The sequence below is a fragment of the Sorangium sp. So ce887 genome, from assembly GCF_051521455.1.
Lineage (GTDB): Bacteria > Myxococcota_A > Polyangia > Polyangiales > Polyangiaceae > Sorangium.
Genome location: NZ_CP150354.1, coordinates 9,727,133 through 9,747,390, shown reverse-complemented (window position 1 = coordinate 9,747,390; position 20,258 = coordinate 9,727,133). Strand labels below are relative to the sequence as shown.

Below are 20,258 nucleotides of genomic sequence, written 5' to 3'. Positions count from 1 at the left end.
CCGCTCACGCAACTGGCGGCGCGCGGCGGTCGACCCAGCTCGGGTGCAAACGAACCACCGATCCATCGCCAGCTCCGTTCTCTTCCTCCTCGGCGCGCTCGCCTGCGCCCTGTCCGCGCCAGAGGCGCGCGCCGAGCTCCCCTTCGACGAGGAGCCCACGGCGTTCGACCCGCGCGTGGACCGCCTCGACGCCGCGCCCCACGAGCTCTGGGCGCCGTCCCCGGGACGCGCGCAGCCGCTCTGGGTCTCGCTCCAGCTCGGCCTGGCTCGGCTCGAAGGCGGCGAGCGCTCCGTCAGCGGCATGCTGCTCGCGAGCATCCCCCTCGAGCGGCTGTCCGAGCGCCCCGGCGCGCCCCCTCCCTCCGCCATCGCCGAATCCGAGGCGCCTCGGCTGAAACCTGCTCCTCCGAGCCCGCCCCGCGCGGCGCCGGCGCCCGCGCTCCCGGAGGCACCTCCCGCTGTGCCGCCTGCCGAGGTCGAGCCGCCGCTCCCGCTGCCGGTCCGGGTCACGCCGGCCATGGCCCGCGCCATCGTCGAGGCGGCGCTGCGGCAGTCGCGCCTCCTCGATCCCGAGGCGCGCATCGACGCCATCGCGTCGCGCGCCCGGACGTCGTCGCTGCTCCCGGAGCTCCGGCTCCGCGTCTCGCGCCTCGTCGACGAGGCGGAGAACCTGGCCCCCACCGAGTACGATCCGGCGCGGAGGACCGCCTCCGGCGGCATGAGCCTCTGGCTCGAAGCGCGCGCGACCTGGCGGCTCGATCGCCTGCTCTTCGCCGACGAGGAGATCGCCCTGGAGCGCCTCCGCCGCGAGCGCGCCGAGCTGCAGGCAAAGCTCACGGCGCGCGTGCTCGAGCTGCTCTTCGCCTGGCAGCGCGCCGCCGCGCTCTCGGCCGACCCGGGCCGGAGCCCCGAGGAGCACCGCACCGCCACGCTCGCGGCGATCGAGGCCGAGGCGTCCCTCGACCTGCTCACCGGCGGCTCGATGACCCGCTGGCGCGCCGCGCGCGAGTGAGGCCGCGCGCTACAGGAGCGTCTGCGAGAGCGTCACCTTGCGCCTGCCGGTCCCGGTGTCTCCGTCGGTATCGGTGACGGTCACCTCGACGTCCACGACCTTCCCGAGCAGCTCGTCGATCGTCCGCTCCCCGTCCAGCCGGAACCGCAGCCCGGCGAGCTTGCAGAAGCCACCCTCGTCCTGATCCAGGGTGAAGATGACCTTGAGCGGCTCGATCGCGTACCCGAGCTCGGGCACGAGGCCGTTCACCACCGTGATCGAGCCGGACCGCCGGAGGTCCTTGAGCCGGATGGCGACGAAGATGTGGAACCCGCCCTGCGGTCCCGCCTCCACCTGGACCTCGTCGAGATCCTCGAGCGGGAAGTAGTCGGCCTGCCCCTCGCCGACGGCGACGACCGGCGCTCCCCCGCCGGACGGCTTGCAGGCGTCCGGCTCGGCGTCCGCGGTCCACGAGGCGCTGTACGGCTCGAGCCGCCGGGGATCCACGTCGGGGGCGCTGCAGCCGCCGGCCACGCAGGTCTGCGGCGCCGGGCACGTGGGATCCCCGGGCGCGACGGCGCACTCCCGCTCGAGGCGCACGGGGAGCAGCAGCGTGCGGCCGCCGATCACCCGGGTCGACGCGGTGCGGGCGAGCAGCGGCCGCTCCGCGTCCTCCGCCCCGAACGCCTCCAGGGAGATCTCCACCGCCGTCCCGTCCTCGAGATCGCTGAAGAAGAACTCCCTCGGGAAGAACAGCTGCCCGCTCTTCTGCGGCAGCACGTCGTCGCGGAGCAGCTCGCCGCCGGCGCGCAGGACCACGCGCATCCGAGCGAGCTCGACCCCGGCGCGCAGCTCGCTCGTCACCCCGATCACCACGGTCCCGGTGGTCGGTGCCGGAGGAGCGCTGCAGCCGGCGATGACCAGGAAGAAGCAGAGCGCGAGGGCGGCGAGGAGGGCGGGGCGCACGGCAGGAGGCGGCGTTACTGGATGCCCTCGAGCGCCGCCAGGAAGGCGTCCGGGCCGACGAAGTCGTTGAAGCGCTTCCGCTCGGCCCCGGTGGAGTCGTAGATCACCACCGTCGGCAGGCCCACGACCTTGTACTTGCCCTTCACCGCGTCGATCTGCGGATCCTCGTCGTCCGTCGCGTCGACCTTCACCGCGACGAAGTGCGCCGCCTTGGCCATGACGCGCGGATCCGAGAAGGTCTCCTTGTCGATCTGCTTGCAGGCGCCGCACCACTCCGCGGTGAAGTCCACGAGCAGCGGGCGCTTCTCCGCCCGCGCCTTCGAGACGGCCACCGGCTCCTCGTGCAGCCACGTGAGCTGCCGCGGCGCGGCCTCGCCGGCCACCGCCGACGGGACGGGCGAGGCGAGCCTCGGCAGATCCAGGCTCGCGACGAGCAGGAAGCCGCACGCCACCGTGAGCGCGATCCCGAGCCCCTTGCGCGCCTTCACCCCGGGGCCGCCGTCGTCCCAGGAGAGGTGCACCGCGCCGAGCACGAGGCCGACCACGACCAGGCCCGCCATGACGGCCATGAACACCGGCGTGGGCTGCGCGAGCGACGACAGCGCCGGGAACGTCGTCTTCAGGAAATAGAGCGCGACGATCAGCATCACGATCCCGAAGAACGACTTCACCCCGAGCATCCACTTGCCCCCCTTCGGCAGCGCGACAGCGAACACGCCGACGAGCCAGAACGGCAGGCCGAGCCCGATGGAGAAGGCGGCGCCGACCAGCGCGCCGAGGCCGATGCTCTGGGTCTGCCCGATCCAGAGGATGATGCCGGTGAGGACAGGCCCGGTGCACGGCGCCGCGACCAGGCCGCTCACCAGCCCGAGCAGGAACGCGCCGCCGTAGCCGATGCCGCCGACCTGCGAGAGCCGCTGCATCAGGGTGTCGGGCAGCGTCATGTCGAACGCGCCGAACATGGAGAGCGAGAGCGCGATGAACACCCCCGCGATGCCCACGATGACCCACCGGTTCGAGAGCACGCTCCCGAACAGGCTGCCCGTGAGCGCCGCGACCACGAGCATCGTCGTGAAGAGCACGACGATCCCGAGCACGAAGCTCGTCGAGAGCAGCATCGCCTCGCGGCGGGACTTCGCCTCCCGCGCCCCGAAGATGCTCACGGTGATCGCGATCATCGGGTACACGCAGGGCGTGAGGCACGTGAGCAGGCCGCCCGCGAGCGCGGCGAGCCCCGCGAAGAGCGGCCCCGCCTGGAGACCGCGGGTGAACAGATCCGGCTGATCCCCGGCCGCGGCGAGCGCCGGGAACGTGAGCACCGAGAGCGCGGCCAGCGCCCCTAGCGCGCCGGCCCCGCCGCGCGCGCCACGCTCACGATCCGCCGGGACGGCGCCGGCGTTCCCCTTGAAACGAGTCGAAGCGGTCTTCACAGAGGTTCTATAGCAAAGCGATCGCGGTCGTGCGGCGCGCCGCCGTCCGTTCAGGCCAGCCTCAGCGCTCCGGGAGGGACGCCAGCGTCCGGCGCGCGGCCTCGATCTCCCCGCCGAGCGCGATCGCGACCGCGACCCTCCCCGAGGTGCTCCGCTGTACGAAAGCTTCCAGGTATTTCTTGGCCTCGCCCCAGCGACGGTCGAAGTAAGCCATCTGCCCGAGCACGAACCGGCCGTACCCCTGGCCCGCCGGCACCTCCGAGAGCCGGTCGATCAGCGTGCCGAGCCCCTCCACCGTCTCGCCGCTCTCGCACTGCACGACGGCGAGGTGCCCCTGGTAGAGCGGCTTGTCCCGCGTGCCCCAGCGCGCCGCGCGCGTGAGCGCGCCGATCGCCTCGTCGTACCGGCGCGCCAGGTGGTACACGCTGCCCAGCGTCCACCAGTGGAACGCCCTCCGGCTCGCCGGCCCCGTGCGCGCCGCCAGCCGCAGGTGCCCCACCGCCCCCTCGATGTCGCCGAGCGCCTGCTTCGCCCGCGCCGCGTCCTGGTGGGCGACGTCGCGCAGCACGCCGAGCGAGAGGACCTGATCCGCCACCTCGGCCGCCCTCTCGAAGCGGCGCGTCTCGAAATAGGCGAGGTAGAGCTGCCGCAGCAGCATCGCCTGCGTCGTCCGGTCGAGCGGCCCCCGGAGCGACAGGCCCCGCCGCGCCCAGAGGGCCCGGGAGCGCGGCGTCTCCGCGCCCAGCGCGCGCCGCAGCATCTCCTCCGGGGTCAGTGCCGCCGCCGGCGGCGCGCGCCGGCGCGGCGCATTGCCGGCCCGCTTCTCTCGTGGACCGTCCCCCCCGCTGCCCGCAACGGTCGTCGCCGTCGACTTCGTGCGGCGCCCCTGAGAGCCCGTACGGACGGATCGAGCGCCGTCCACGCTGTCACCGTGCTCGCTCGCCTTGCGCACAGAAAGCAATCCTAACAGACCTGCACACGCGTTCCAGCAATACGCGAGCTTTCCACCTTGACTCGGGCGGACCGGCGGCTGGGCCCGGTTTCTGGCTGCCAGCTGGTGGTGGCCGGTTGCGCCCCACCGGACGTGGGGCCATCGTCGCGGCCATGCGTCGCCGCCCTGGCTCAACTTCCCTTCAGCGGAGGCGGCATTCCGTCTCCACGGTCGCCGGCTGTCCGGGTCGGGACCGGGTCCTCTGGCTCGCGTCGTGTCTCGCCTTGCTCGGCGGCGCGGCGTTCGCGGCCGGGTGCGGGCACCCGGCGAGCCGCGACGAGTGCGAGGCCATCTTCAAGCGGAGCGCCGAGATCGAGCTCCGGGCCCAGAATGTCGTCGATCCGAAGGTCGTCCAGGAGCGCACGGCCGCGGTGCGAGACGCCCGCGGCAAGGAGCTCATCGACAGGTGCGTCGGGCGGAGCATCACCGACGCCGCCATGGCGTGCGTCCGGCAGGCGACGACCCCGGAGCAGGTCGATCGATGCCTGGAATGAAGCGCCTCGCCACGCGCGCCGACGTGCTCGCGACGCTGGCGATCGTGCTGCTCGTGGTCGGGGTCGTCGCCGGGCGCGCCGCGCTCCGCCGCCTCTCACCGCGCCCGTCCCCCGAGGCGTGCGCCGCGCTCCTCGATCGCTACGTCGAGCTCGTGCTGCGCGCGGCCGCGCCTGAGCCCGCCGCGTCCGACGTGGCCGAGCGGCAGGCGATGGCGCGGGAGGCGGCAGGCGAGCGCGGCTTCGTCCGCTGCGAGGCCGACCTCACACAGGCGGAGGTCTCATGCGCCCTGAAGGCGGGCAGCGCGGACGACCTGGAGCGCTGCCTGCCCTGACGCGACCGGCGCGCAACGCCAAGCGCCAGGCAGGCGGACGGCCGGCTCCGACATGCGCCCCCGGGCTTGGAAGGAACGCGAAGGAGCGCGAAGGAACGCCGGCGCGCTGCGAATCGTTCCTGGCGCGCCGTGCTGTGATAGTCTCGGCCGTGGCGAGCGCTCCCCTCTGGCGCGATCTCCTGACCTCCCCACCCTCGGATTGCCTGTCGTGAAAGCCCCGTCGCCCTTGCTCGGCTTCAACAACAACGTCCGGCACAAGGGGCGGTTGTTCCACATACAGACCGAGGACTCGGGCATTCGCCATCCTCACATCATCACGCACCTCTTCGCCGACGGCGGGCGCATCCTCAAGACCACGAAGACGTCGTACGCGGAGCACGTCGGCCTGGCCTCGCTCGCGGACACGGTGCGCGGCATGATGAAGGAGCAGCACAAGGCGATGTTCATCGCCCTGCGCGACGGCCACTTCGACTACCTCTTCGACGACACCGTCGCGCCGCCCGTATCGGCCCCCCCAGCCGTGGCGCGCGTCGCTCCCGAGCCGAGCGCGGCCGCGCGGCCGCCGGCCCCGTCGTCGCCCGAGGTCCCCAGCGCGCCGAAGCCGTCCCCGCCGTCCCGTCCCCTCGCGTCGCCCATCGCACCACCCATCGCGTCCGAGGCGGCGCCGCGCCCGAGCCCGAGGCCGGCCCCCGCGCCGACGCCGCCGCCGAGGCCCGCCGTTCCGCCCCCGAGGCCGGCGGCCGCGCCGCCGGCGCGCTCCGCGGCGTCCGAGCCGGCGCCCGCGTCGGCCAGCGCGCGCCCGCGGCTCGAGCTCGATCCGGTCGCGCTCCAGGGGCTCGGCGGCGGGCGCGCGGCCAGCCCGCTCGCCGGCAGGGCCGTGCGCTCGACGGCGCCCCCCGAGATCAAGAAATCCGAGCCGTCCATCGATCTCGATCTCGACGCCCTCGAGCGCGCCGCGGCCGAGGCGCAGACGCCGTTCTTCCAGCAGATCCAGGACCTCCCGCCGCCGCCCGCGTCGGTGATCGGGCGGCGGGCCGAGTCCGCGGCCTCGGGCGCCGGCGTCTACAGCAACGTCCACCCGGAGCACCCCTCGCCGCCGCCCGCGGCCCCGGTCGCGGTCGAGCACTTCGCCGGCGGCCCCGGCTCCGGCCGCTACGCGGCCTCGCGCCCGGCCAGCATCTTCGCCACCAACAGGCCGGCGGAGGGCGCGTCGATCTTCGGTGAGGATCTCATCAGCGAGAAGTCGCTGGACGAGGTGATCCTCAGCTACCTCGCGGAAGATCTCGACAGCCCCCCGGAGAAGAAATAGCCGGGCTGTCGCCTGGCGTGGCGAACGCGTGGGGCAGGCGCGTGGATCGAGCGGCGATCACCTCATGACACAGGATCGGACCGCAGAGGACGCCGAGGGGAGGCGCCGCGGCGGCGCGGCCTTGGCCCGCATCTGGCTGCGGCCGATGTCGTCTCTCCTCGGCGTCAGCATGGCGACCCTGTCGGTCGCCTACCTGCTCGACATCGCGCGCGACGGGAACGAGCGCCTCCCGCTCTGGGAGGTGTTCGTGCGCATGTCGCCGAGCGACGCCGAGCACATCATGGGCGGCATCGGCGAGGTCATCGCCGCCATCCTCGGCATCGTCATCACGGTCGCCTCCATCATCGTGCAGCTCGCCGCGAACCGGTACACGCCGCGGATCACCGAGATGTTCTTCCGCGACCGGACGAACATGCTCGTGATGGGCTTCTTCGTCGTCAGCGCGGTGTTCTCGCTGTGGGTCAACTTCTCGATCCGCGCCGGCGGGGGCGGCTCGACCGAGCACGCCTTCGTCCCGTCGTACGGCGTCCTCGTCACCATGGGGCTGCTCACCGCGAGCCTGCTCATGATGGCGCCCTACTTCGGGTACGTGTTCGACTTCGTCGAGCCCGACAACGTGGTCGGGCGGATCAAGAAGAGCGGCGTCGAGCAGGCGCTGCGCCCCGCGGGCAGCGAGAGCGACGGCGAGGTCGACGAGCGGCGGGTGACGGCGCTCTCGTCGCTGGAGCAGCTCGCCGACGTGGCGCTCAACGCGATCGACCAGAAGGACAAGGGGATCGCGTCGAAGACGGTCGACTCGCTGTCGGAGCTCGTCGTCGCGTACCTGCCGCACAAGGCGACGCTCGATCCGCGCTGGTTCCAGATCCGCGACCGCCTCGCCAGGGACACCGACTTCGTGAGCATGAACGCCGAGGCGCTCGACAAGCTCTCGGCCACGCGGACCTGGCTCGAGTACAAGGCGCTCCGCCAGTTCCTGATGGTCTACCGCGAGGCGCTCACGGCGATGCCGGACCTCATCACGCGCATCGCGATCGACACGCGCTACATCGGGCAGACCGCCATCGCCGCGGGGGACCGGGCGGCCGTCGCGGTCGTCGTGAAGTTCTTCAACACCTACATGCGCCGGTCGCTCAACGCGAAGGACATCGCCGCGGCCTACAACAACCTGAACCAGTACCGCTACCTCGCCGAGGAGCTGCTCAAGGCGGGCTGGGGGGATCAGGTCCTCGATATCGCGCGGTATTTCAAGTACTACGCGCAGACGGCGCACGCGATGGGGCTCGCGTTCCTCACCGAGACCGTCGCGTTCGACCTCTGCGTGGTCAACGAGCGCGCGTACGACCTCCACGCACCTGCCCGCGACGAGCTGCTCCGGATCTTCCTCGAGGTGGACAAGGAAGCCGAGCTCGACCAGCAGGAGCCGTCGCTCCGCGGCGTCCGCAAGGCGCAGGTCAAGCTCGCCACGTACTACCTGCAGAAGGGCGAGGAGGCGCTCGCGCGCAAGATCTACCGCGACATGCGCGACGAGCGGCCCGACCGGCTGCGCTCGATCCGCGCCGAGCTCCTGGCCGTGACGAGCAACGAGTTCTGGGAGATCAACGACCGGGGCGCCGTGTTCGAGTACATCGAGCCCGAGCGGCGCCAGCTCATCCACCGCTTCTTCGAGTGGTTCCCGGCGACGACCATGCGCGAGCCGATCCGCGAGGAGCCCACGCTGGAGTGATGGAGCGACCGGCGCGCTCGCAGGGGGTGGGCCGGGGCGCAGTACACGCGGGCTGGATTCGCGCCGGGCATCGACGCGATGATTCCTGCGGCGCGCGGGCGGCGATAGGATCGGGCATGCCCTCCATGCACCCTCTCCACCTGCAGCAGGAGGGCTAGCCTCGACGAGCGTCGAGGTCGAGCGCTGCCCACCCGAGATGTCCGCCTCACGCCCGCGTCGCAAGCACGCCGAGTCCGATCCGCCGCCGGAGCTGTTCGCCGGCAAGTACCGGCTCATCCGGATGCTGGGCAAGGGCGCCATGGGGGAGGTGTGGCTCGCCGAGGAGGAGATGACGCCGGGCTTCCTGCGCCGCGTCGCGCTGAAGCGGCTGGCCGCGCGGTCCGAGCTCGGCGACTCGGCGCGCGAGTCGTTCTTCGCCGAGGCGCAGGTGATCGCGCGGCTCGATCACCCGAACGTGGTCCGGCTGATCGAGCTCGGGGACTTCGAGGGCTCCGTGTACCTCGCGCTCGACTACATCGACGGCCCCGCCATCGATCGCGTGCTGAGGAAGGTGGGCGCCTTCTCGCCGCGCGCCGTGGCCTACATCGGCCGGGAGATGGCGAGGGCGCTCGATGCGGTGCACAGCCTGTGCGAGGACGACGGGCGGCGCTACGCGGTCGTCCACCGCGACGTCTCGCCGTCCAACATCCTGATCGCGCGGGACGGCCGCGTTTGCCTGACCGACTTCGGGGTCGCGCGGATCCCCGGGCTCGCGGGCGAGGAGGCCGACAGCGCCGTGTTCAAGGGGAAGCTCCCCTACATGCCCCCGGAGCAGGCGCGCGGCGAGCCGTTCGACGGGCGCGCGGACGTGTTCTCCCTGGGGCTCACGCTCCTCGAGGCGCTGCTCGGCAGCCGCGTGCGCAAGGCCGAGACGCAGGCGCAGCTGATCATGCGCGTCGCGTCGGTGCCGAGCCCCCGCGCGCGCGAGCTCCTGCCCGACCTGTGCGCGCCGCTCGCGGACGCGCTCGACGCGGCGACCGAGTTCCGCGTCGACAGGCGCACCGCCAGCGCGGGCAAGCTGGCCGAGGAGCTGGAGCAGGTCCTCCGCGGGATGGGCGGAGGCGCGGAGCACGAGGCCCGGAACGAGCTGAAGGAGCACGTCGAGGCCTACATCGCGAGGGCGGGCTCGCTGAGCGGCGCCGGCGGCCACGCCGCGCCGTCGCTCCCGCCAGCGAGCGGGCCGGGGCAGAGCTCGCCGGACCTCCTGGGAAAGGCGCTGCCCGGCGCCGCGTCCGCGGACCGCCGCTCCGCGTCCGGGGACCGCCGCTCGGTGTCCGGGGACCGCCCGTCGTCGCCGGATGGCCGGCGGAGCGCGCCCTCGGCGCGCAAGAGCGGCGCCCCGCGGCCGCTCGGCGCCGCCATGGGCGCGCTCTCGGTGCAGTACCTCGATTTCGAGGGCTCGGGCGACACGCCGCGCCCGCGCGCGCTCGCGGCGTCGACCACGCCGGAGGGCGAGCTCCAGCGAAGCCGCGCCGCCGTGGAGGCCGCAGGCGGTGCGGCGCAGCAGACCGGCAAGGCGAGCGCGGCGAGCACGCCGATGCAGGCGAGCAGGCTGGCCGCGGTGCCCGCGGTGCGCGGCGGCGGGGAGAGCACGCCGGACGAGGCGCCTGAAAGCGCCGGGCTCACCGCCGAGCAGCTGCGGCGCAAGCGGCGGATCTTCTTCACGGGGCTGTTCGTGCTGGGGGCGATCGCGACGATCCGCCTGCTGTCCATCTCCAGCTGCTAGCTGCGCCGCGGGATAGCTTGCGCGCTGCGAGCGCGGTGGGAGCGGCCGGCTCGCGGGGGGGCGCCTGCGTGAGGGAGCTCGTCGCGAGCTGCCTTGGACGCGGGGTTACTCCTCCGGCTCGTCGTCTCCGAAGAGCACGCCGACATGGAACGCGACGGCGTCGAACGGCTCCGCGCGGACGATCTCTCCCCGCTGCGCCGCCAGGGTCTCGATGTAGCCATCCGGCCCGCAGCGATGGACGGCCAGCGTCTCCTCCGCCGGGTCGATGATCCAATAGTGCGGCACCTGGCATGGATGGTAGGCGCGCTTCTTCTTGACGAGGTCGTTGCGCCGGTTCGTCGAGAGGATCTCGCAGATCCAGTCGGGCACAAGGGTGACGGGGACGCCGGTGGGGCGCTGCGGCGCGCGCTCGCGGCGCCAGCCGACGACATCGGGGCGGTACACCTGGCCCGGGGTGAAGGAGATCTCGACCTCGGTGGCGAACCACCAGCCGCCCGGCCAGCGTCCCCCAGGGCGACGGCCGAAGCGGCGGTTGAGGGTGGTCACGAGGTCCGCCTGGGCGCCGCCATGCTCGCCGGTGGCCGCTCCCTTCTCGACGAGCTCCCCGTCGATGATCTCGTGACGGCGGTCCTCCTCAGGGAGGGCGAGGAGGTCCTCCAGCGTGGCGGGCTTGCGGGCGAGTTGCTTCGCGACGCCGCTCATGCCGGCAGCATAGCCTCGTCAGCCGATCTGGAGCGCGCGAAGCACGGCCGCCTCGTTCAGCGCGTGACGGCCGCCCTGGACCGAGGCGAAGCCCGCGCGGGCGAGCGCGGCGAGAGCGCGCGCGGCGCGGCGGATCTCGACCTGGCTGCGCGAGCCGCCGCGCGCCGCGAGCTCCTCCGCGGTCAGCGCCGCGCCGCCGGCGAGCAGCTTCGCGGCCAGGGCGACGTGCGCTGCCGAGCGAGGGGATCGCCGCTGCGCGTGGCTCCTCGCGGCGCTCACCATCCGCTTGACGCCGCGCGCCTCGAGCAACGTCCCGGCCGGCATCGCGAGATCCCGGAGCGACGGCGAGGCCGGCCTCGCGGCGACCTTCACGACCACGCCGCCCGGCGCCGGCGGGGCCGGGAGCGACGCCGGGACGCGGTCCCTCGGCGCGCCGGGAGCGGGCGCCGTCTGTGCGCCGGGAGCGGGCGCCGCCTGTGCGCGCGCGCCGTCGCTCTGGCCGGCGCGCGCCACGATCTCGTTCTGGATCACCACCTTGACGACGCCGGCGACCTGCAGCGCGGTGCGCAGCCGCTCGGACTCGGCCTCGGCCGCCCTGCGCGCCTCGTCGGCCTGCTCGAGCTGCTGCTTGAGGCGGCGGATCTCGGCCCGCAGCGCGGCGCTCGGATCCGGCGCGCGCGAGCGCGCGATCTCGTCCGCGAGCGCTTCGCGGAGCTCGCCGATGAGCGTGCTCAGGGTGGAGTCCGCGATCCGCGGCGCGCCGCCGGGCTCGCCGGTCCAGCTCGGCGCGTCGCCGCCGTGGGCGGTGTGGCGGGCGCGCCAGCGCTCGAAGCGCCCGGCGGCGGGCAGGAAGAACTCGCCGGCCGGGAGCGCGCGGAACTCCTCGAACGTGTGGCCGTCGACGAGCGCCTTCACCGCGTCGTAGTCGCGCTCGATCTCGAAGCCGCCGATCGCCGGGAAGTTGAGCTGGCTCATGAGCTCCTTCGAGACGGCCTGCGTGCGCTGGCTCGCGACGACGAGGAGGACGCCGCGCTTGCGGCCCTGCTTGGCGAAGCGGTGCAGGATGTCCGAGGTGAGCGACGCGCCCGACTGAGGCGCGAAGATGTGCACCTCCTCGACCACGACGGCCGCCGGCGCGCGGCGCTCGGACAGGAGCGCCCAGAGCCGCTCGAGGAACGGGAGCGCGGCCTCCTGCTGGGCGCGGTTCGTCGGCTGGTCGGACAGATCGACGACGAGGCCGAGCCCTTCGTCGAGCACCCGCGCGAGCGCGAGCTCCGCCGCGCGCTCGCTGGACGGAAGCGGCAGATCCGCGTGGGCGCCGCCGAGGACGAGCAGGCGGAACCGCTCCCGCAGCGTGTAGAGCTCCCCCTCGGGATCGATCGCGACGACCGGGACGCCGGCCGCGAGGAGCTCCTCGCAGAGGACCCCGACGCCGAAGCTCTTGCCGCGCCCGGACGAGGCCCAGATGCCGACGCGCAGTCCGGTGCGCGCATAGTCGGACAGATCGAGTCGGTAGCCTTCGCAGAGAGAGAGGATGGGGCTCAAAGGGTCGCCTCCCGTGGGGGCACGTGGCCGGTCGCGCTCGCCTGCGGACTGTAGGCGAGCGCGGCGGCGCGTGCGAGTCGAGCCGGCACGAATTGCGGGGTCGAACCGTCGCGACTCGTCGCTTTGGCCGCAGTTCTGGTGCACGTGGCCACCGATCGCACCCCTGTCGCGCCTTTCATGAGACCTTCCGGGATCGAGGCGCTGCTCGACTACCAGGCTCGCGGGGAGATCGGGGTCGACGAGCGTGGCTGGACGGCAGCTCAAGCTCGATAAGCCATCTCATAGCCCGCGAGGGGTTGCCGCGGACCTCGCCCCCTGATCGGGGCGTCATACTCGATCCCTCGCGCCAGATACACCGGCGGGCCGCTGCGGAGCAGCGCCGCGCTGGGCCGCGTGGCGTCCTGCCCAGCGCAGCGGGCGCAGCCACCGGCATGGCCGTTGCCATGCTGGATCCGTGAAAGGTGCTGACGTGCACGCCTTTCCTTCGAGGACAGCCATCATGACGATTCCCTCTTCCTGCGCTCGTTCCCGCTTGGTTTCCACCGTGGTTCGCCCGTTCATGGCCGCGGTCGCTCTCGTCTCGCTCGCGACGGCCGGCCTCGGCGGCTGCGTGCCTTTCGGCGATCCGGCCGGCCCGGGAGCTTCCGGCGAGATCAGCCTCGGCGCCGGCGTGGAGACCGAAGGGTTCAAAAGCCTGGCTCTGCGCGCGACGCCGGCGTCGGACGGCGACTTCGACCCCAAGGCACCGTCCTTCCCGGACGCCGGTGGAGAGGGAAGCAGCTGGTACGAGAGCCGGCACGACCTCGCCGAGGCGACATTCCCATTCGAGTACAGCATCAGCGAGACGCTCGGCACGACGCCGCACCAGCGCTGGCGGCTGTTCGCGTGGCTATCGAAGGGGGTCGACGAGAGCCGTCCGGCGAGCGGTGAGCCCTATGGCACGGTGGTCTTCGAGGTGGAAGACTGCGGGAGATTCGGCGACTACTGCGGAGTCACGCCGAGCGTCGACCTCGCGATCGATAAGACCGCTCCCTGACGGGGCGTGAGCTCTCCCTCGCCGCGCGCGCAACGTCTCGCAACGTTCGGAAACAACAAGCCCCAATTACGCGGCATGCCCCGGGTTGACAGAACATTCTTCTATGCAATCCGACACCCTCCGGAAAAGCGATGCAGGCGGCGCCGGTCGTCGCCGCGGGGCCCGCAGGCCGGTCGTTCGGATGTGACTTTCCGCTGCCCCGACAGCAAGGCGGTGTCAACGATGCGAAGGCCACGATTGGCGCCTTCGTCGCGGGAACCGAGAGGTGGCCAGCTCGCGGGCCGGGCGAGCGCGGTCCGGGCATGCCCCTCAGGGCTCCAACGCCGGGCTCCGCCGGCGACCGCGCAGCGCTACCATGTCCCGCATGCGCGCCCCCCTCTCCGTGCCCACCGGCCCCCTCGTCGATGTCCCCTGGCTCGCAGCGCACGCCGGCCACCCGCGCGTTCGCGTTGTCGACTGCCGCTGGTACCTCAGCGGTCGCCGCGGCGCCGACGAGTACGCCCGCGGGCACATCCCGGGCGCCGTGCACCTCGATGTCGACGCCGACCTCTCCGGGCCCGCGCAGGCCGGCCCGGGGCGCCACCCCCTGCCCGACGCGGCGGCGTTCGCGCGCGTGCTCGCCAGGATCGGCGTTGCGCCCGATTCGCTGGTCGTCGGCTACGACGACGCGGGCGGCGCCATCGCGGCCCGGCTCTGGTGGCTGCTGCGCTACTTCGGCCATCCGGGCGGGCGCGTGCTCGACGGCGGCCTGGAGGCGTGGACCTCGGCGGGACACCCGCTCTCGACCGACGTGCCCGGCATCGCGCCGGCGCGGCCGATGGATCTCGCCGCCGGAGGCGCCACGGTCGTGGACAAGGCGGTCGTCGACAGGCTGCGCGGCGATCCCTCGACGGTGATCCTCGATGCGCGCGCCCGCGAGCGCTACGAAGGGCAGAGCGAGCCCGTCGACGCGCGCCCGGGCCACATCCCCGGGGCGCGCTCGGCCCCGTTCGCGGAGAACCTCCGCGCACCCGCCGGGCCCTTCCGCGAGCGCGCCGAGCTCGAGCGGCGCTATCGCGACCTCGGCGCGATCGAGGCGAGCACCGTCATCTGCTACTGCGGCTCCGGCGTCACCGCCTGCCACGACCTGCTCGCGCTGGCGATGCTCGGCCGCGCGGACGCGATCCTCTACGAGGGGTCGTGGAGCGACTGGGCCCGCGACGCCGCCCTGCCCGCGGCGAAGGGCGCCGAGCCCTGAGCGGCGTCAGGCGAGGGCACGTGCGCCCGGCGAGCACGCGCGCACCTGACGAGCTCGCGTGCCCCCGGCGAGCGCGCGGCGTCAGGCGAGCGCGCGGCCGACGACAGCCTCGATCGTCTCGCGCAGGTAGCGCACCGCGAGCGCCAGCGTGCGGGCCGAGCTCTCCGGCGTCGGCTGGAGCGCCGGCGCGACCTCCATGACATCGCCGCCGAGCAGGCCGACCTCGCGCCCGAGCCGGCGGATGAGCGCAACCACGAAGTCGGGCGAGAGGCCGTCCGGCTCCGGGGTCCCGGTGGCGTCGGCAAACGCGGCGTCGGTGCCGTCGATGTCGTTCGAGAAATACACGCCTTCGACCCCGGTGCTCTTCACGTGCGCGACGATGGCGTCGAGCGCCGCCGCAGGATCGGCGCGGCACTCGGCCGCCCAGAACTGCCGCACGCCGTAGCGGCCCTCCCAGTGCTCACGCGGCTTCTGGGAGGCGCGGACCCCGACCTGGGTCAGCCGGCCGCCCCGACCGACAAGCTCGTTCGCGTGGTACGACCAGGTGGCGAAGCAGTACGCAACCCCGAGCCGCTCCTCGAGGAGATCCGTGTGCGCGTCGGGCTGGACGATGCCCCACGGCCGCTTCCGCGCGCTCTGCACGCGCGAGAGGGCGCGCGCGACCGGTAAGGCCGTGGAGTGGTCGCCGCCGAGCACGATGGGCGCGACGTCGGGGTTGATCGAGAAGACGAGATCGAGGGCGCGCTCGGCGATGGAGAGCGGTGAAACAGGCAGCCGGGACGAGAGCGCCTCGGGCACGCCGGGATACAGGGCGCGGCGCGACGCGGCCTTCTGGGCCTCCGAGAGCATGTCGTCGTGCAGGAGCTGCGGCACGACGAACACGTCCCCGATGTCGACAAGGCCAACGTCGCGCGCCCGCTCGGGGAAGTCCGGATGGGCGTCGAGGAGCGCGGTCCGGATCGCCTGCGGGCCCATGTTGGACCCGCGGAGGAACCCGGCGCCGACGTCGGAGGGGATGCCGAGCAAGACGGCGCGCGCGCCGGCGATGCGGTCGAACGACGCGCGGAACCGGGCGAGGACCTCCTCCTGGGTTGTGGCGCCGTAGAGCCGTCGCTGGACCTCGAGCTGCTGTGCGCGCCCGGTCGAGACGAGGTAGAGGCCTCCAGCCGCCGGACGCAGCAGGAGCGCGAGCTCTTCTTGCGGGGTCATGCCCGACGAGGGTACGCGCCCCTCAGGGGGCCGCCAGCGAAAGGGCGGGCGCAAGGAGCGGGAAGCGCTCGGCCGCGAAGGGATGGGTCAGTACGTTGTCGCCCGAGCTCGTCCCAGGCTCGTCGTTCGCGGGGCGCTCTCGCAGCCCCCGAGGGCCCGGCGTCGCCTTCGCCACCCTGGCAGTGGCCCGCTCGGCCCAATGAAGAGCTTGATAACCCGCTTCGCCCGCGCAGTGATGCAGGCGTGATCCGCCGCCCTGACGAACCGCTGTTGGCGTATCTTGATCGCTTCTATCTATCGACCGCGGGCCGCTACTGGGGCTGCACCAAGGACGGCGGATCAGGCAGCGCTCTGCGCCTCCGCCGTCTCCGGACGAGAGCCGCCCGCCGGACCGCAATGCAAGGCGCTCGGGGCCGCCCTCCACCGCGCTTCACTCCTTGGTGCCGAGCTTCACCACCGTGTTCCGTGCGTTCGATTGCGGCCCCGGCTCCACGGTGATGCTCTTCATGAACAGGTCGGGATGGTAGTCGGCGAGGAAGTGCTCGATCATCTTGCCGAGCGGAGTCTGCCTCCCGACGTCCACGGACAGGGTCCCGGACACCAGCCATGACAGCGCCTGGACGCCAGGAAAATTGGCAATCCAGGCGGTTCCTTGATTGACGATGCCGGCCCCACGGATGAGGGCGAGCGGCAAGGGCCCTTTGTTGAGATAGGCCTCGATTTGCCTGAAAGCGAACTCGAGAATGTCGCTCGCGAAGTATTTGACACCCTTTGGTCGCTCGATTTCTCCGATGTTGAACGAAGAATCGTTCGTGTCGTAGTTCACGGTCAGGATGCGGCCGAACGAGACCACGATCCGCGTCCGTGTCCGCGGGGTGACTTGCAGCCCCTTCCCCACGGTGTAGTCCTGCGCCACCGCGTCCACCATGTCATCGTTCCGCACGCCGCGCCGGGGCAGCTCGGAGCTGCCGAACAGGGAATCGCGCAGGTAGGCAGTGCCCCATGCCAATGCAGCGACGGTGGCAGCGGCTGCCAGCAGCGGCTGCGCCGTATCTTCACCGGGTGGTGATGGCCCTTCGCCGGGAGCGCGTAGCGCGGCAGCGGCCTGCCCCCCCGCCGCCGGCCGCGCCGCCGTGGCCGGATGCGGCGGCCTCTCGGCACGCGCCTTTGGCTGCGATCTGGCTTGCACCACGGTGGCCGGATGCAGCGGCCTCTCGGCGCGCGCCTTCGGCTGCGGCTTGGCCTGCACCACGGTGGCCGGATGTGGCGGCCTCTCGGCGCGCGCCTTCGGCTGCGGCTTGGCTTGCACCACGGTGGCCGGGTGCGGCGGCCTCTCGGCGCGCGCCTTTGGCTGCGGCTTGGCTTGCACCACGGTGGCCGGGTGCGGCGGCCTCCCCTCCGGCTTTCCGCGCGCGGTCGTCGAGGGTGCCGCGGTCGCCGCGCGGTCCGGCATCGATGGGTCAGGCTCCGAAGCGCTCGGCATCATCGTCTCCCGCTATTCTCGAAAAGCAGACCCGCGATCCCGACTCGCGTCAATCACCTCGACCTGGCGCCGCCGGAGAACTTGTGCGCGCTGCATGAGCCCCGCCTGGTGCGAGTGACGAGCTCGGCATGGCCGCTCCGAAACGCAAGCCCAACGAATAGGCGTTTGCGGGACTGCGCCGGGACCTCGCCGCCGCTGCTGCTCAGGCGCAGTCCCGCAAACGCCTATTCGTTGGGCCCGGGTTGGGACCGTGCCTTCCGAGGGGGTGCGATCCGTCGTCACGCTCTCCTGAAATCCCCGGGGATGCGCCGGATCGCCCCCGCGGAACAGTCCTGCCAGGATTTCTGATGCGCGGAACGGGCGACTAGCGGGCTGCCAGCGAAACGGCGGACGCCGGCAGAGGGAAGTGCTCGGCCGTGAGGTGAGGAGCTGGCGCGCTCATCGCCTCAATCCACGACGCGCCGCAAGCGACGACGCGGAGCGCGCGCAGCACCCCCGCGTGCGCGACGAGGAGGTGCGTGGATGCCCCGGACGCTGGCCCGCACGCCGGAGACAGCGCGCACCAGAACGACCGCACCCGGGCCTCGACCTCGATCGCCGACTCGCCCCCCGGCGGCCCGGCGCGCTCCCAGCCGTCGAGCCACGCGGCATACGCGACCGGGTCGTCGCGCTCGATGTCCGACCAGGCGCGCCCCTCCCAGGCGCCATAGGCGATCTCGACGAGGCGCTCGTCGACCGCGTGCGGCGCCCCGAGGCGCGCCGCGAGCTCGGCCGCGGGGAGCGCGCAGCGGGAGAGCGGCGACGACCAGACCACGCCGGGGCGGAGGCCGAGGTCGCCGAGCGCGCGCTCGATCGCGGTCGCGGCGCCCTCGGGGGTGAGCTCCGCGGCGACGTCGAGGCGGCCGTAGCAGACGCCGGAGAGCGGGACCGGGGCGTGGCGGAACGCGATGAGGCCGAAGGGGAGGGGATCCATGCCGGCGCGCCCGCGGCTCAGCCGCCCCGCGCGAGCGCGAGGGCGAGCAGCGCGGCGCACTCGGCGATCTGCTGCGTCGCGCCCAGGAAGTCGCCGGTGAGGCCGCCGACGCGGGCGCGGAAGCGGAGGCCGCAGACCGCCGCGGCGGCGGCGGCCGCGCCGAGCATGGCCGCCGCCTCGGCCGCCGAGACGACGCCGGCGGCGTGCGCGGCGGCGAGCGCGAGCGCCGGCCAGAGCGAGCCGAGGAGCGCCTGCGGGAGCGCCGCCCGCGCGACCGGCCGGCTGCGCGAGCCGCCCTGGGTCACGTAGGGCAGCGCGACCATCAACCAGATCGGCGGGGTGCGCGAGAGGCACTGCGTCAGCACAAGCGCGACCGGCGCCGCGGCGTCGAGCCGCGCGAGCAGGGCGATGCGCAGCACGAGGACCACGATCAGCGCCGCGGCGCCGAACGAGCCGATGCGGCTGTCCTTGAGGATCTCGAACACGCGCGCGCGATCGAAGCCGCCGCCGAGCGCGTCGGCCGTGTCCGCGAGGCCGTCCTCGTGGAAGGCGCCGGTGAGGAGCAGGCCCAGCGCCACGACGACGCTGGCCGCGACGAGCGCGCCGCCCCCGTCGACGAGCAGCCACACCACGGCCTGGACGGCGCCGAGGACCGCGCCCACGAACGGAAACCAGGCCGAGGCCCAGCGCCAGTCCGCCTCGGCATAGGGGAAGCCGCCGACCGGAACGCGCGTGAGGAAGGTCGTCGCCGCCCGGGCGCCGCGCAGGACCGGCGGCATCGTCATGGAGTCCCGGGCGGCGCGCGGTCGGGCACGCTCGCGCTCGCGAACGTCGCCATGCCGGCGTGGAGGGCGCACGCGGCGTCGAGGAGGGGCAGCGCGGCCAGGGCGGCGCTCGCCTCGCCCAGCCGCATGCCGAGATCCAGCAAGGGGCGGGCGTCGAGCGCCGCGAGGACGTGGGCGTGGCCGCGCTCGGCCGAGCGGTGCGCGAAGAGCATGCCCGCCCGCGCCTGGGGTTCCATCCGGACGAGCGCGAGCGCCGCCGCCGAGACGATGAAGCCGTCGACGAGCACCGCCATCCGCCGCTCGATCGCCCGCGCCATGGCGCCCACGAGCGCGGCGATCTCCTTTCCGCCGACCGCCCGCACGATGCGGTGCGGATCGGGGCGCTCGGCGCCCGGGGCGCCCTGAACCCGCCGCGTCGCGTCGCGCACGACCTCGATCTTGCGCGCCAGCGCGTCGCCCCCGACGCCCGTGCCCGCCCCGACGAGGTCCTCCGGGGCGAGCCCGAGGAGCAGCGCCGCCATGGCGGAGGCCGCCGTGGTGTTGCCGATGCCCATCTCGCCGAGCAGGACGACGCGCGTGTCGCCCCCGAGCGCGTCGATCTCGGCGGCGCCGGCGCGGAGCGCGCGCTCGTAGACGGCCTCCGAGAGCGCGTCCTCGACCCGCAGATCGCCGATGGGATCGTCGGCGACCGGATCGCGCCGCAGCCGCGCGCCGGCGCCGCCGACGTCCACGCCGACGCGCTCGTACGGGTGGGCGACGCCGACGTCCACGACCCGCAGCTCGACCCCGAGGTGCCGGCAGAGCACGCTGGCGGCGGCGCCGCCGCGCACGAAATTCGCCACCATCGCCGCGGTGACCTCGGCCGGGTAGGCCGACACGCCGTGCCGGGTGACGGGGTGATCGGCGGCGAACAGCACCGCCGCCGCTGGCCGGCTCGCGGGCATCCCGCCCTGGATGCCGGCGAGCGCGACGGCGAGATCCTCGAGCGCTCCGAGGCTGCCGCGCGGCTTGGTCAGCGTGTCCTGCCGCGCGCGCGCCGCGGCGAGCGCGCTCGCGTCGAGCTCCGGGAACACCCAGGGAGGCGAGAGATCCATGTTTCGGGTTTTCTACTCTCCCGCGGGAGGCCGGGGAAGCGCGTTGACCGTCCCGGCAGCCCGTGATAGCCGCCCATCCGGCCGAAGAGGTCCCGCGCGGGAAGCTGGGGAGAGGGAGACCCTCCCCGGAACGGGACAAGCCGGTCGCCGCCGGCGCGGAGACGCCGCGGCGCGAGCTCGCTCGAACAGGTTC

The 20,258-nt window shown here is 73.4% G+C and carries 18 protein-coding genes; 8 read left to right on the top strand and 10 right to left on the bottom strand.

Annotated features, from left to right (window positions below; genetic code table 11):
* The first annotated feature begins 43 nt into the window (after positions 1-43).
* Positions 44-1,012, top strand: a complete 969-nt coding sequence (locus tag WMF36_RS36525; protein ID WP_437575438.1) for a hypothetical protein — start codon at positions 44-46, stop codon at positions 1,010-1,012.
* Positions 1,013-1,021: 9 nt separating this feature from the next.
* On the opposite strand, the gene WMF36_RS36520 is transcribed toward WMF36_RS36525, so the two are convergent.
* The 3 genes from WMF36_RS36520 to WMF36_RS36510 all read right to left on the bottom strand — a co-directional run bounded on the left by WMF36_RS36520 (position 1,022) and on the right by WMF36_RS36510 (position 4,339).
* The gene (locus WMF36_RS36520) at positions 1,022-1,957 is read right to left on the bottom strand and encodes a hypothetical protein (protein ID WP_437575437.1); all 936 of its coding nucleotides are present in this window, start codon (positions 1,955-1,957) and stop codon (positions 1,022-1,024) included.
* Positions 1,958-1,971: 14 nt separating this feature from the next.
* Positions 1,972-3,387 carry a protein-disulfide reductase DsbD family protein gene (locus WMF36_RS36515; protein WP_437575436.1) on the bottom strand — a complete coding sequence of 472 codons (1,416 nt, stop codon included), beginning with the start codon at positions 3,385-3,387 and terminating at the stop codon, positions 1,972-1,974.
* Between the two features lie 61 nt (positions 3,388-3,448).
* The gene (locus WMF36_RS36510; RefSeq protein WP_437575435.1) at positions 3,449-4,339 is read right to left on the bottom strand and encodes a tetratricopeptide repeat protein; all 891 of its coding nucleotides are present in this window, start codon (positions 4,337-4,339) and stop codon (positions 3,449-3,451) included.
* 152 nt (positions 4,340-4,491) lie between these two features.
* Here WMF36_RS36510 and WMF36_RS36505 point away from each other — a divergent pair, with 152 nt between their 5' ends.
* From WMF36_RS36505 to WMF36_RS36485, 5 genes are all read left to right on the top strand, one after another.
* Positions 4,492-4,872 (top strand): hypothetical protein, encoded by a 381-nt coding sequence (locus WMF36_RS36505; RefSeq protein ID WP_437575434.1) that lies wholly within the window; start codon positions 4,492-4,494, stop codon positions 4,870-4,872.
* The gene (locus WMF36_RS36500) at positions 4,860-5,204 is read left to right on the top strand and encodes a hypothetical protein (RefSeq protein ID WP_437575433.1); all 345 of its coding nucleotides are present in this window, start codon (positions 4,860-4,862) and stop codon (positions 5,202-5,204) included. The genes WMF36_RS36505 and WMF36_RS36500 overlap by 13 nt, the downstream gene beginning before the upstream one ends.
* A 208-nt stretch (positions 5,205-5,412) precedes the next feature.
* Positions 5,413-6,513 (top strand): hypothetical protein, encoded by a 1,101-nt coding sequence (locus WMF36_RS36495; RefSeq protein ID WP_437575432.1) that lies wholly within the window; start codon positions 5,413-5,415, stop codon positions 6,511-6,513.
* 64 nt (positions 6,514-6,577) lie between these two features.
* On the top strand, positions 6,578-8,236 hold the full coding sequence (locus WMF36_RS36490) for a DUF2254 family protein (protein WP_437575431.1): 1,659 nt from the start codon (positions 6,578-6,580) through the stop codon (positions 8,234-8,236).
* A 196-nt stretch (positions 8,237-8,432) separates the two neighbouring features.
* A complete protein-coding gene (locus tag WMF36_RS36485; RefSeq protein WP_437575430.1) occupies positions 8,433-10,001 on the top strand; it encodes a protein kinase domain-containing protein in 1,569 nt (522 codons plus the stop codon).
* 105 nt (positions 10,002-10,106) lie between these two features.
* Here WMF36_RS36485 and WMF36_RS36480 read toward each other — a convergent pair whose 3' ends face one another.
* Together WMF36_RS36480 and WMF36_RS36475 are read right to left on the bottom strand one after the other, a co-directional pair.
* Positions 10,107-10,703, bottom strand: coding sequence for a Uma2 family endonuclease (locus tag WMF36_RS36480; protein ID WP_437575429.1), 597 nt, complete (start codon positions 10,701-10,703; stop codon positions 10,107-10,109).
* An 18-nt stretch (positions 10,704-10,721) separates the two neighbouring features.
* On the bottom strand, positions 10,722-12,248 hold the full coding sequence (locus tag WMF36_RS36475) for a helicase HerA domain-containing protein (RefSeq protein WP_437575428.1): 1,527 nt from the start codon (positions 12,246-12,248) through the stop codon (positions 10,722-10,724).
* Between the two features lie 559 nt (positions 12,249-12,807).
* On the opposite strand from WMF36_RS36475, the gene WMF36_RS36470 reads away from it, so the two are divergent.
* Both WMF36_RS36470 and WMF36_RS36465 read left to right on the top strand, forming a co-directional pair.
* Positions 12,808-13,284 (top strand): hypothetical protein, encoded by a 477-nt coding sequence (locus tag WMF36_RS36470; protein WP_437575427.1) that lies wholly within the window; start codon positions 12,808-12,810, stop codon positions 13,282-13,284.
* A gap of 364 nt (positions 13,285-13,648) precedes the next feature.
* A complete protein-coding gene (locus tag WMF36_RS36465) occupies positions 13,649-14,521 on the top strand; it encodes a sulfurtransferase (RefSeq protein ID WP_437575426.1) in 873 nt (290 codons plus the stop codon).
* Positions 14,522-14,602: 81 nt separating this feature from the next.
* Here WMF36_RS36465 and WMF36_RS36460 read toward each other — a convergent pair whose 3' ends face one another.
* The 5 genes from WMF36_RS36460 to cobT form a co-directional block, all read right to left on the bottom strand.
* Complete coding sequence (locus tag WMF36_RS36460) at positions 14,603-15,730, bottom strand: arginase family protein (RefSeq protein WP_437575425.1); 1,128 nt, start codon at positions 15,728-15,730, stop codon at positions 14,603-14,605.
* A gap of 430 nt (positions 15,731-16,160) precedes the next feature.
* Positions 16,161-17,216 carry a hypothetical protein gene (locus WMF36_RS36455; protein WP_437575424.1) on the bottom strand — a complete coding sequence of 352 codons (1,056 nt, stop codon included), beginning with the start codon at positions 17,214-17,216 and terminating at the stop codon, positions 16,161-16,163.
* A gap of 361 nt (positions 17,217-17,577) precedes the next feature.
* The gene (locus WMF36_RS36450) at positions 17,578-18,186 is read right to left on the bottom strand and encodes a histidine phosphatase family protein (protein WP_437575423.1); all 609 of its coding nucleotides are present in this window, start codon (positions 18,184-18,186) and stop codon (positions 17,578-17,580) included.
* A 17-nt stretch (positions 18,187-18,203) separates the two neighbouring features.
* The gene (locus tag WMF36_RS36445; RefSeq protein WP_437575422.1) at positions 18,204-18,971 is read right to left on the bottom strand and encodes an adenosylcobinamide-GDP ribazoletransferase; all 768 of its coding nucleotides are present in this window, start codon (positions 18,969-18,971) and stop codon (positions 18,204-18,206) included.
* Complete coding sequence (gene cobT, locus WMF36_RS36440; RefSeq protein WP_437575421.1) at positions 18,968-20,065, bottom strand: nicotinate-nucleotide--dimethylbenzimidazole phosphoribosyltransferase; 1,098 nt, start codon at positions 20,063-20,065, stop codon at positions 18,968-18,970. The genes WMF36_RS36445 and cobT overlap by 4 nt, the downstream gene beginning before the upstream one ends.
* Between the last annotated feature and the right edge of the window lie 193 nt (positions 20,066-20,258).

Bases quoted from the DNA above. Each gene is read 5' to 3' on its own strand.
- WMF36_RS36470 (WP_437575427.1), top strand. From the start codon at position 12,808: ATGGCCGCGGTCGCTCTCGTCTCGCTCGCGACGGCCGGCCTCGGCGGC.
- WMF36_RS36480 (WP_437575429.1), bottom strand. From the start codon at position 10,703: ATGAGCGGCGTCGCGAAGCAACTCGCCCGCAAGCCCGCCACGCTGGAG.
- WMF36_RS36485 (WP_437575430.1), top strand. From the start codon at position 8,433: ATGTCCGCCTCACGCCCGCGTCGCAAGCACGCCGAGTCCGATCCGCCG.
- WMF36_RS36500 (WP_437575433.1), top strand. From the start codon at position 4,860: ATGCCTGGAATGAAGCGCCTCGCCACGCGCGCCGACGTGCTCGCGACG.
- cobT (WP_437575421.1), bottom strand. From the start codon at position 20,065: ATGGATCTCTCGCCTCCCTGGGTGTTCCCGGAGCTCGACGCGAGCGCG.
- WMF36_RS36505 (WP_437575434.1), top strand. From the start codon at position 4,492: ATGCGTCGCCGCCCTGGCTCAACTTCCCTTCAGCGGAGGCGGCATTCC.
- WMF36_RS36455 (WP_437575424.1), bottom strand. From the start codon at position 17,216: ATGATGCCGAGCGCTTCGGAGCCTGACCCATCGATGCCGGACCGCGCG.
- WMF36_RS36490 (WP_437575431.1), top strand. From the start codon at position 6,578: ATGACACAGGATCGGACCGCAGAGGACGCCGAGGGGAGGCGCCGCGGC.
- WMF36_RS36445 (WP_437575422.1), bottom strand. From the start codon at position 18,971: ATGACGATGCCGCCGGTCCTGCGCGGCGCCCGGGCGGCGACGACCTTC.
- WMF36_RS36450 (WP_437575423.1), bottom strand. From the start codon at position 18,186: ATGGATCCCCTCCCCTTCGGCCTCATCGCGTTCCGCCACGCCCCGGTC.
- WMF36_RS36465 (WP_437575426.1), top strand. From the start codon at position 13,649: ATGCGCGCCCCCCTCTCCGTGCCCACCGGCCCCCTCGTCGATGTCCCC.
- WMF36_RS36460 (WP_437575425.1), bottom strand. From the start codon at position 15,730: ATGACCCCGCAAGAAGAGCTCGCGCTCCTGCTGCGTCCGGCGGCTGGA.